Annotated in this window: 8 protein-coding genes and 1 CRISPR repeat array; all 8 genes read right to left on the bottom strand. The window is 67.6% G+C overall.

The window, feature by feature from the left end; genetic code table 11:
- Positions 1 to 22: 22 nt before the first annotated feature.
- Positions 23 to 843: direct repeats of the CRISPR family, unit length 28 nt; unit sequence GGCTCATCCCCGCAGGCGCGGGGAGCAC.
- 65 nt (positions 844 to 908) lie between these two features.
- Genes cas2e through cas3 form a run of 8 tightly spaced genes read right to left on the bottom strand, consistent with a single transcriptional unit; the run spans position 909 to position 9,973 of the window.
- Positions 909 to 1,265: a type I-E CRISPR-associated endoribonuclease Cas2e gene (gene cas2e, locus CWC38_RS09360; protein ID WP_121846493.1), complete on the bottom strand. Its 357-nt coding sequence runs from the start codon at positions 1,263 to 1,265 to the stop codon at positions 909 to 911.
- Positions 1,262 to 2,209 carry a type I-E CRISPR-associated endonuclease Cas1e gene (cas1e, locus tag CWC38_RS09355; protein ID WP_121846492.1) on the bottom strand — a complete coding sequence of 316 codons (948 nt, stop codon included), beginning with the start codon at positions 2,207 to 2,209 and terminating at the stop codon, positions 1,262 to 1,264. The genes cas2e and cas1e overlap by 4 nt, the downstream gene beginning before the upstream one ends.
- 4 nt (positions 2,210 to 2,213) lie before the next feature.
- Positions 2,214 to 2,903: a type I-E CRISPR-associated protein Cas6/Cse3/CasE gene (cas6e, locus tag CWC38_RS09350; protein ID WP_240625191.1), complete on the bottom strand. Its 690-nt coding sequence runs from the start codon at positions 2,901 to 2,903 to the stop codon at positions 2,214 to 2,216.
- Entirely contained in the window at positions 2,903 to 3,607 is a 705-nt protein-coding gene (cas5e, locus tag CWC38_RS09345; RefSeq protein ID WP_121846491.1) for a type I-E CRISPR-associated protein Cas5/CasD, read from the bottom strand. The genes cas6e and cas5e overlap by 1 nt, the downstream gene beginning before the upstream one ends.
- Complete coding sequence (gene cas7e, locus CWC38_RS09340; protein ID WP_121846490.1) at positions 3,604 to 4,746, bottom strand: type I-E CRISPR-associated protein Cas7/Cse4/CasC; 1,143 nt, start codon at positions 4,744 to 4,746, stop codon at positions 3,604 to 3,606. Before cas7e ends, cas5e begins: the two co-directional genes overlap by 4 nt.
- A gap of 27 nt (positions 4,747 to 4,773) precedes the next feature.
- Positions 4,774 to 5,415 carry a type I-E CRISPR-associated protein Cse2/CasB gene (gene casB, locus CWC38_RS09335; RefSeq protein ID WP_165860386.1) on the bottom strand — a complete coding sequence of 214 codons (642 nt, stop codon included), beginning with the start codon at positions 5,413 to 5,415 and terminating at the stop codon, positions 4,774 to 4,776.
- On the bottom strand, positions 5,412 to 7,049 hold the full coding sequence (gene casA / locus CWC38_RS09330; protein WP_121846488.1) for a type I-E CRISPR-associated protein Cse1/CasA: 1,638 nt from the start codon (positions 7,047 to 7,049) through the stop codon (positions 5,412 to 5,414). Before casA ends, casB begins: the two co-directional genes overlap by 4 nt.
- Entirely contained in the window at positions 7,046 to 9,973 is a 2,928-nt protein-coding gene (gene cas3, locus CWC38_RS09325; protein WP_121846487.1) for a CRISPR-associated helicase Cas3', read from the bottom strand. The genes casA and cas3 overlap by 4 nt, the downstream gene beginning before the upstream one ends.
- Between the last annotated feature and the right edge of the window lie 7 nt (positions 9,974 to 9,980).

Here is a 9,980-nt window from a genome sequence, read left to right as displayed (position 1 = left end):
TTGGGAGGGGCCAGCGCTCTGAGGCTCATCCCCGCAGGCGCGGGGAGCACAAAGCGTGGCTGTCTGAGTCCCCGGAAACGAAGGGCTCATCCCCGCAGGCGCGGGGAGCACGAGGACCCCGTACCGGCCGTAGCCATCCGGGGCGGCTCATCCCCGCAGGCGCGGGGAGCACCCGACCGCGTTCCCCACGAACAACTCGCTCCGGGGCTCATCCCCGCAGGCGCGGGGAGCACTTCACCGCGATCGCCAGGGGCTCGCCCATCCCGGGCTCATCCCCGCAGGCGCGGGGAGCACGGTGGCGGTGACGGGAAGCCCCCGTCGGGCCCGGGCTCATCCCCGCAGGCGCGGGGAGCACTCAACCTCGGCGCGGGTGCGGGACCGGATGGCGGGCTCATCCCCGCAGGCGCGGGGAGCACAGGGCTTCACGCAACTGGTCGTTGGGGACGGACGGCTCATCCCCGCAGGCGCGGGGAGCACATGGACTGCTGGCCGTTGGCGACCCGGATGCCGGGCTCATCCCCGCAGGCGCGGGGAGCACCGCGCCCGGGGTGCTCAGGCGGTGCGCTCGTGCGGCTCATCCCCGCAGGCGCGGGGAGCACGGTAGGGGCTTGGCCCGCTCGCGGTCCATGGCGGGCTCATCCCCGCAGGCGCGGGGAGCACGACTGGAAGCCACCGCTGTTGCCGTTGGCCCACGGCTCATCCCCGCAGGCGCGGGGAGCACAGCGTCGAAGCGGGCTACTGAGGATGTGCGCCGGGCTCATCCCCGCAGGCGCGGGGAGCACTCCCCCCGCCGGCGCCGGGACAGCTCGCGTTCGGGCTCATCCCCGCAGGCGCGGGGAGCACACTTGGTGACTAGGGGTTATTCTGCCCGGTCGGTGCAGTTACCTTCGACTTCGGCTCTTTCCCGATCAAGGCTTCCGCCCACCGAACCTTCGACGGGCTCCCGCTTTACTCCACCCCGGCTTGAGCCCCGGGGCCGAGGTCGGCTTCTTCCGGGAGGGCCGCTTCATCAGGGTCAGCCCATCAAGATCCACCGGATCCCAGTGATGATCCTTCACGCAGAACTTCAGCCCCTGCTCACCCTTCGCATTCCAGACGAGAATGGCACGCCCTGAACCTGAGGTGTCCAAGACCCGTTCCCACAGGTGCTCCCGGATGCGAGCACTTACTTTGCCGACGAACACGCCGGCCGAAACCTCGTACAGCCACTTGGTGAGATCCCCTCGCAGGCCCGCGGGACACGCCGAAAGCACCAGGACGATCATGCCTCCCCCGCCGCGAAGTTCCTGCCCGAAGCCATTCGCGTCTCGCTCCGGCCTGCCCAGATCGACATCGAGTCGTCATAGACGATTCTCATGACGTCCTCCTGTTCTTCGCGGGACAGGAACAAGTCGCGCAGCACATCCACACACCGGTCCATGACCTTGCCCGAGACGAGGTGGTCCCGCAGCACCCGTCGAACATCGTTCACCGGGTCCTCGCTGCCCTGGGCAACCACATCGAAGGCAGCAGGGATGGTGGTCTGCGCCTTGAAGAGGTCCGCCACGTCGTAGACGAGGCTCTGATCATGACCCACGTGCACAAACCCCAGCCCCGGACTCATGCCCAGCGCATGAATGACCGCCGTGACCACCCCGTACAAACAGGTGTTGGCACTGGACAGTGCCTGGTTGATCGGATCAGACCCAGACATGTCCCCTGGCCGATAGTCGCGCTTGACCCATTCGACACCGGTGCGCAAGGACTCACGCTGGTAGATCTGACGGACGCGTGCGCCCTCCCGCCCCCTCAGCTGCTGCATGGTCAACGCGGAGACGTCCTCGTCCGGAAACCGATACTCGTACATGCGCCGCGCCACAGCGAGCCGCTGTCTCTGGTTGGCAAACGCTCTGGCCTGGGCCTCCAGCAAACGGCTCGACCGCGCGAGGGGCCTTCCTGCGGCATAGCAGCGAACCGCGCCTTCACCCACCCACACCACCGTCGCAGCGCAGACACCGATCAGGGACATGGCAGCGTGCGTCACCCGTGTGCCCGGCCCCAGCAGAAGAGCGCCGATCATGGCGGCCGGAATGTGGATGGTGCCCTGCTCATCCGTAGCCGTGATCGCGTTGCTGTCCCGGTGGACGACGCACCGCTCCAGGTACACGAACGTCAGACGTTCCTCTGCGCGCACGAGTTCCGGACTCTCGGGAGGTGGTGCGCCCGTCATGGCATCACCGTGTCCTGGCCAGGGTCATCAGCCCGCACCCATAGGCCTTGCCCCTGCCCATACCCCCGGTCAGGTGGGACTTCAGGAGTTCGGCCGACGTCACCCTCAGCTGCCCGGAAATGGTCACCTGCCGTTGCGTGACCGTCCTTCTGCCAACATCGTCGTGCTTGGTGAAGTTCCGGTCGTGACGCTGAACCACCCGCATGGCCATGACCTCGGGGGACTCCTCCGGCGCGCCCTGGCCGACAGGGAATTCCAGTGGCTCGAACCCCCAACCGGGGGCGCGCTCGGCGAACCAGCTCAGTTGCTGCTCCTCCGTGAGATGCGGCAACAGCTTTCCCCTGCCACCCGGTACGAACTGCCGTTTCACGGGATTCACGGTGACTCGGAAGCTGTACTCCTGCCCGATCATCAGCCCGTCCAGGAAACGGTCGTAGTCGGTGGTCTCCGCGGGTGAGCTCGTCCATCCCGCGTTCTCCTCCAGATGCCGCATGTCCGGCGCCGCGGGCGACACCACGTAGAGGCGGGCCCCGGCCCGGTCGGAATCAACACGCCAGAGGTTCCGCGCGCCCGCACCGGAATCACCGGTTGGGGGAAAGCACGCTTCGACGGCGGCGTGCATAGCCCGGGGATTGGCAAGAAGCTTTCTGGTTTCTCGCCGCTGCGGGTTGAGTTGAATTCTGCTGAAGAACATCAGCCCTCCTTGACCGTCTGGAAGAAGTCGTCCTGAACCGCAGTCCCCTCGGGATTGTCGATTCTGACCGGCGCGGGCCGCACCACAGACCTCGCGTCGTAGATCCGATGTCGTGGATCGAAGCTCACCGGCACGTCCTGCACCGTTTCTCCGACCTCGCCCGGGCGCGCGTCCCGGGCCACGGGGAGGTAGACGACGGTCGCGGATTCCCGTCGATACCACTCGGAGGCCAGCCAGGGCGTCGTGTTCAGATCGCGGAGCACGCAGTCGACGTCGTCGCCCGGCACCACACCGCCCAGGAGATCCACCGGGGCGGGGCAAGCCCGCCTGCCCAGGTACAGGGGGAACCGGGGTGAGTCGATGGCATCCGCCAGGGAGTGGATGAGGTCATCGGGCCCCGAGATGGCGGCCGTGAAGGCCGCGTCCACCCGGTAGTGCCGCGAGGACAGCGCGGAATTTTTCGCCCCAGGAGCCCGAGCCGTGTGGTAGTCCACCATGAGGCGCCCCGGTTGATCCGCGCGGACTCCGAATCCCAGGTCGAGCAGATCCGTCAGTTCGCTCTCACGAGACCGCCCCTGCGCCGCGGCCAGCATTCCGATCACCCCTGACTTGCTGGGCTCCGTGCCGGCCTCACGCGTCCTGTAGCGGGAGGAGGTCCCCCACGATTGCTGGGGCCCTTTCAACCGGAGGATCAGGACGCTCATCGTGCCCCTTCACCCACGGAACCGACTGCATCTCGGACCGCCCGGCCCACGTTCTCCACCAGCTCTTGCTGGCTGACGCTCTCCCCCAGCCCCGCCGCGCTCTCACGCAGCGTCGGAACAGCCATGACCCAGTCGTGCTGGGGCACCATGCCGTAGGTTTCGGTGACGCCCTGAGCCTCGTCGGCGAGCGCAGCGGTCGCGGCAGCCCTCCTGTTACCGCCCTCGTCCACCTCCACGGGCTTTTCGAAGGCGTTGACGTAGCTCACGGGGCGGCGATCGCGGACGGCCACGGAAACCAGCTCCGGCAGGGAATGGGCCGCGAACGTGTTCTGCTTGCCCGAGGGCAGGCTCTCGATGAACGTGGCCGCGAACGCCTCTGCTGCACGGACCGCGGCGTCCACGCTGCCCAGGTTCTCGACCAGCTGGTCCACGTTGAGTGTCGCGTACCGGTAGACCGTGGAGGACATCATCTCGAGCGTGCCGATCATGCCGGCCCCGGTCTGCTCGTCCAGGCGTTCCATGTCGTCGATCGCGGTGTAGTAGTCGAAGTCGGGAACCGCCGCGTGGACGCCCAGGGCATGTGCCACCTGGACGGCCGCGTCCACGTTCAACGCGGCGTCGTCCGCGACCATGCGTCCGAACAGCGCCACGTCCACGGCGTGCTCCGTGTCCAGGAGCTCCTGGGCCTCCTTCTTGCTGGCCAGGCCCTCCCCTCCGCGCTCGAGCAGGATACGAGCAAGGCGATCCACCTGGTGCCGCCCCAGGAACACGAGGTAACCCGCCGCCGGGGCCTTGGGCGCCGTGTCCGTCTTCTTGGCCTTGGGAGCGGCTACCTTCAGTCCGGCCTTGTCGAAGGCGACCTGAGCCGCCTTGAGTGCCGCGTCATAGTCCGCCGTCTCGTCGAGCTCGACCATCCGCTGAGCGACCAGTTCCACGACCCGCTTGGTGCGCACCCCCAGTTCGGAGGCGTCGAGGTAGTCGCTGAAACTGCGCCGCTGCGCTGCCTTCAGGGCCTGGGAGGAGATCCGCTGCCGCTGGACCCCACCGAAGAAAGCAGTCTTGGGGGCTCCGTCCTCACCGCGGTTGATGTTGTTCGGCGCGAGAGTCTGCAGTGCGTGGAAATCGATGAACGTGGTCATGATCTTTCCTTTCAGAAGGGGTGTGGGTCAGTCCGTTGCTTTGTCGGTGGAGTCGGTGGGACGGCGCGAGAAGGCCCGGTAGAAATCTCGTCCCCATACACGCACCACGGTGTCCTTGTGCTCGGCGCTCTGGAGTCTGAACAGATCCACGGCGAGCCGTCCGTGGTCCACGGGAATGCCGTCGGTGGACAGCAGCCCGGTGAGCGTTCGGAGGTAGTTCCTGCGTCCGGCGAAGTGGCTCGCTGTCAGCAGCGCGTCATACCGCGATTTCGCCGACGGACGCTCCCGCATCAGCTTCCCCATGGCCGTGCCGAAGCTGATTCCAGGAACGTGCATGGGCGTCTGGTTGCCCTGCTGGTGCACGCCGTACAGCGTGAGCGCCAGGTGCGCCGCCCACTCGCCCTTCGTGGGCTGGTCCCGGGAGCCGATGAACTGCTCGGGGAGGACGGACAGGACGATCTGCCAGACCTCGGGATCGGCACCGGGCTGCTCGTCCACGGCCTGGCGCAAACGGGCAAGTGTTGCCCTCGCGGGACTTTCCCGCGCACCCAGGAAATCACGCTGCAGCCCCGCGACGTAGGAGCCGACGGCGGCGTCCAAGGTCATCTTCTTCGCGGGCGTCTCCTGCGCACTTTCTTCCGTTCCTACCGGAGGCGGTGTGTCATTCATGACGGGTTCTCCCCTTTCGACATGTGCAGATTCTCGGAAAGCTTGGACAGGATCCATGCCTCGTACCGCGCCGAGGAGTGGATGATCAGGTTGCCGGATTCGCTCATCTCGCTGCGCCCAATGGCGGCTCGCGGTCCTGCGGCGTCGACCGCCTGGGCCACGAACGTCCTGGTCACCCGCGTCATGCGCCGGGCCCAGTCCGCTTCGGCGTCCTGCGGTGTGGGCATGCTCCCCAGGTAGTTCAGCCACTCCACGAATTCGGTTTCCAGTGCCGCCAGCCAGGACTGGACCGGTGCAGCGGGTGCCTCCTCCGGTGCGGCCCCACCGCAGACGAGCAGCTGCCGGTGGAACCAGGACAAGCTGCCCCGGAAGGAGAGCACCCTCTGGACCACCTGCACAGCGGTCGCCCGCAACTGCTCAGCGCCCTCGCCCAGAAGTCTCACGGTGACCGGGTAGGTCTCGGCGATCTCCCCGTTGATCACCGCGTCCTGGGTGCCGTAGGACATTCCCGTGAGGCGAACCATCGTCTTGCTCTGTCCGTACTCGTCCGTCACGGCGTCGGCCAGCTTCGTGCGCAACTGGGTCACCACGAACGGTTTGCGGTCCTTGCCCTGTTCGCTGCCGTCCTCGGCGAGGAGACTCTGGATTCCCCGCCACACGGTCAGCTCGGGGTCGTGGGTCTTGGGGAAGAACACGTCCACGCCGTTCTTCGACTGGGCTTTCGAGTACCGGTATCCGGTGGTCGGGTCGACGAAGTTGTTGGCCCGCTGGATCTTGTCCCCGTTGCAGATCAGCACTCCTTCAACCTGCTTCCCCTCGGCGCTGGGGAACAGGCGGATCCTCCGCTGCTGCCAGGTCAGCACGTCGACGACGCCGCGCGGCGGCACTTCTTCGTCGGACCGGGGCGCGGCACCGTCCGGCTCCCGCTCCCACGGCGGAAGATCGGCAGCGACCTCGTCGCGATCAACCACCACGGCCTCCACCGGAAGATTGAGCACCAGCGTGTCCCGCAGGGTGGGCCCCAGCAGCTGCACGGAACCAATGGCACCGGCCCAGCCCGTCCCGATGGGATAGCCCCTGCCGCCCTTCACACGCGGGTCTCCCACGGCGCCCGACTTGATCCCGGAAAGGTCGTAGGCCTGGGTGTAGACGAGCCACCGCGCCGCGACTGCGGTGGGCAAGCGGCTCCCCGCAGCAGCGGTGGACGTTGAGAACAGGCCGGGCCCCACGTCCGGGATCAAGGCCGAGGCATCCGGATGCTCCCCCTTGGCCGTTCTCAGATCAGCAACCTGAAAGAACGGGGCAACGGGGTCGAAGAGGTCGAAACGCGCTTCGTGCTTCAGGAGATACGCGTTCACCAGCTCTCCCAGTTCGGAGGCGCCCTGGACCGTCTGCCACGTGGACACCACGTCGCTGTGCGGGGCAAAGAACGCGTGGTCGCGCAGCGCACGGAGCAGGACTGCCTCCAGGATCCGGAAGACCGCCTGGTCCTGGGTGGGCGACTCCCCCGCCAGGTCCGTGAACTCCTCGGCACGTTCGTACAGCTCGAGCAGCCCCACCTCGGAGACCACCCCGTCCAGGTGTCGAACTTTTATCCAGGGTTCACGCAGCAGGTTGAATGTCTGGTCACTCACAGAAGCTCCTCGTCGTCAGCCGTATCCCACATGTCGAAATCGTCATCGGTGAACGGGTCATCGTCGTGCGTCCCGGTCGGGCTCAGTCTGTGGATTCCCACGCTGCGGTCGTACCCGAAACGCTTGCCCAGGATGCTCCCCCGCAACCGACGGTCCAGCCGGATGACCAGCTGCCCGCGCAGCCGGAAGTCCTGCTGCCAGGCGGGGATCCCCAGCGCCTCGAGTTCGGTGATGGCGGCGTCCATGTGCCAGGGGGCGACGAGCCATCGCGGCAGCCTCACCGTGCTCATGGCCACGGCCCGGGCAAAACGCGGCGGCGGCGGAACGGTCTCCGAGAGGAACCAGCCGTCGTGGTCGGCCGCGCGGGGAATGGCCCACGGGAGTGGACTGAGCAGACCGTCGTGCTCCTGGACCAGCAGGACTTCCAGTGTCGGGTCGATGTCCCGCACGTAGGCCGCGGAGAGGGACTCCTCCCGGTCGACGTCCTTGACCGTCATCGCCGCGAGCGCATCCCGGAGGTCGCCGCGGCTCTCCCGTGGTGACGTGAGCTGGAACGCGGAGGACCTCCGTCGGGAGTCCTTGGTTGCCTTCTCCTCCCGGTCGGCCGCCGTGTCGTAGGCGGCCTGCCATGCCGCGGGCGTACGGAGGTCAGGGGCGTAGATCGCCTCAACCACCGTTTCCAGTTCGTGGGTGAGGCACCAGGGCCGCCCGTCGAGATACGGGTCCAGCACCGTCAAGGTCGCCAGCAGCACCCGCTCCCCGTAGATGGCCGTCGCCCCGTCTTCCAGCACCGGAACGTCATCGGCCGTGTCGACCCCGCGGACAAAAACCTCCGGCTCTCGCATGGAACGCGGCCGGTCGTCACCGGGACGCTTGTGCCGGTGGAGTCGCCCGGCCCTCTGCGCCAGGCTGTCACCCGGTGCGAGATCCGTGATGAGCAGGTCCAGGTCGATGTCCAGCGACTGCTCCAGCACCTGGGTTCCCACCAGGATCCGACGCCGGGGCCTGCCAGACCCTCGATGTGCGCCGGGACCCAGCTCCTTCACCAGCCGCTGCTCGCGATCAGCCCTGTCCCACGCGGTGAACTGGGAGTGGTGGAGCTCGATCTCCTCCTCGCCGAGGTGGTCGCGGAGATATTGGTACGCCTCCTGGGCCCGCCCCACCGTGTTGCACACGACCCCGACGACGCCACCGTCCGCCATCCGTGAGGACAGCAGGTCCGTGAGCGCCCCGAGGTCGTCCGGCATCAGGTCCACGCGGACGCGTCTGTGGCTGCTCCGCTGCTCAATGGCGACGAAGCTCGTTCCCTCACCGTCCGTGACGGAAATCCGAGGGTAGGCAGGCGCGGAGGCCGCGGGCGCCGTCGTCGTCCCCGCAGGGCGCAACCCGGCGCCTGCCAGGGCGGCGAGACTTCCCCTCTTCTGCTGCGGTGCCGGTTTCCGCGCCGCCTCCGGATGAGGCCTGCAGTTGGCCTGCAGCCCTGCGCCGTACGCCCGCTCCAGCCGCTGCCGCAGACCCCCTGCCAACGTGGCGGAGAGCAGGACCACCGAGACCCCGTGGGCGGCGAGCCAGGTGAGGGTGCGTTCCATGTAGCTCGAGGTGAACACGTCGTATGAATGGACCTCGTCCAGGATGACGACTTTGCCGGCCAGGCCGAGATGCCGCATGGTCACGTAGCGCGTGGCGAGGGCCGTCATCAGCACCTGGTCGATGGTGCTGACCGTGAACTCGGCAAGCAGACCCTTCTTGCCCGTGAACCACTCGTGCGCCACGACGGCCTGGTTCCCGCCACCCACGAACCGGGTCTGCCTGATGAGCCTCTCGTTCTGCGGCTCCAGCCAGGACCGGGAGTGCCCGAGGAAGAGGGAGTGGGGTTGGTCGGCGTCCTGCTCGAGGGTCTCCACCCACGACTTGACCCGCGCGAACATGGAATCTGCCGTGGCCATGGTCGGCAGGGCGAACGCCACGCCCCCGCTGCCGACGTCGCCCGCGAGGATCTCCGCGGCAAGCAGGGCAGCTTCCGTCTTCCCCTGGCCCATCTCCTCTTCGATGATCATCAGCCGAGGGCCACTGGTCTGAGAGGCGGCGTCGAGGGCAGCTGCCTGACACGGCCGCAGCTCTGCACCCGAGGGCCATCCGAAGCGCCGTCGGTACGGCGGGTCCGTCGTCGCCGGGGGTTGCCACGCCCGCGTGAGGTTCAGCCGCTCCAACGCGTCATCCGCCCGCGAGAGGTCACTCGCATGACGTCCGCTCTCGCTGAGCGGGAAGAACTCCTGGTTGGAGGCGATCCAGTCCGCCATGGTCACCAGGCCACAGAGCATCACCTGGTCCGCGATCCCCAGGCCCCCGGCCTCCAAAACCTTCTCGAGAACAGCTCTCGCCCCGGTGCGCTCCATGATGTCGTCGATCATCTGCTCCCACAGCCCCGCCCACGCGGGCCCGTGCCGCTCCAGCCACAGCCACAGAATATGAGTGCGCCCACCGTGGGGCCCTACCGAGGGGCCCAGCTCACCGAGTCGCCCGTGGTGGCATCCTGCCGTGACGGTGAGCGACCTGATGGCAGCTCTGTCCGCCTGGGGGAAGCGCCGCTCAAAGTACCCTCGCAGGATCAGATCAGACACCTCCGCGTGCTGGGGACGCGGATCAGGCACCATCCCCGGAGACGCGGGGCAACAGCCCAGCGACCGCACCTGGTCCCACAGCCAGCCGTAGTCGGGCGACTTGTCGAGCTGCGACTGGAACGCCCACTCGGCTTTTCCGATGTCGTGCACTCCACACAGGAACGCCACCAGGCGCTCGGGCTGTTCGTCACCACCACAGATCCTCGCCAGGCGTTCTCGCAACTGGCGGGGGAGCCACTCGCGCACGAGCCGCTCCCCCACGTCCGCCGCGTCACGCAGATGTTGGGGCAGCGCCAACCACATCCGAGCC

It is taken from the genome of Kocuria tytonicola (genome assembly GCF_003687455.1).
GTDB lineage: Bacteria > Actinomycetota > Actinomycetes > Actinomycetales > Micrococcaceae > Kocuria > Kocuria tytonicola.
The sequence above is the reverse complement of the archived record's forward strand: the minus strand, read 5'-3'. Positions and strand labels throughout refer to the sequence as shown.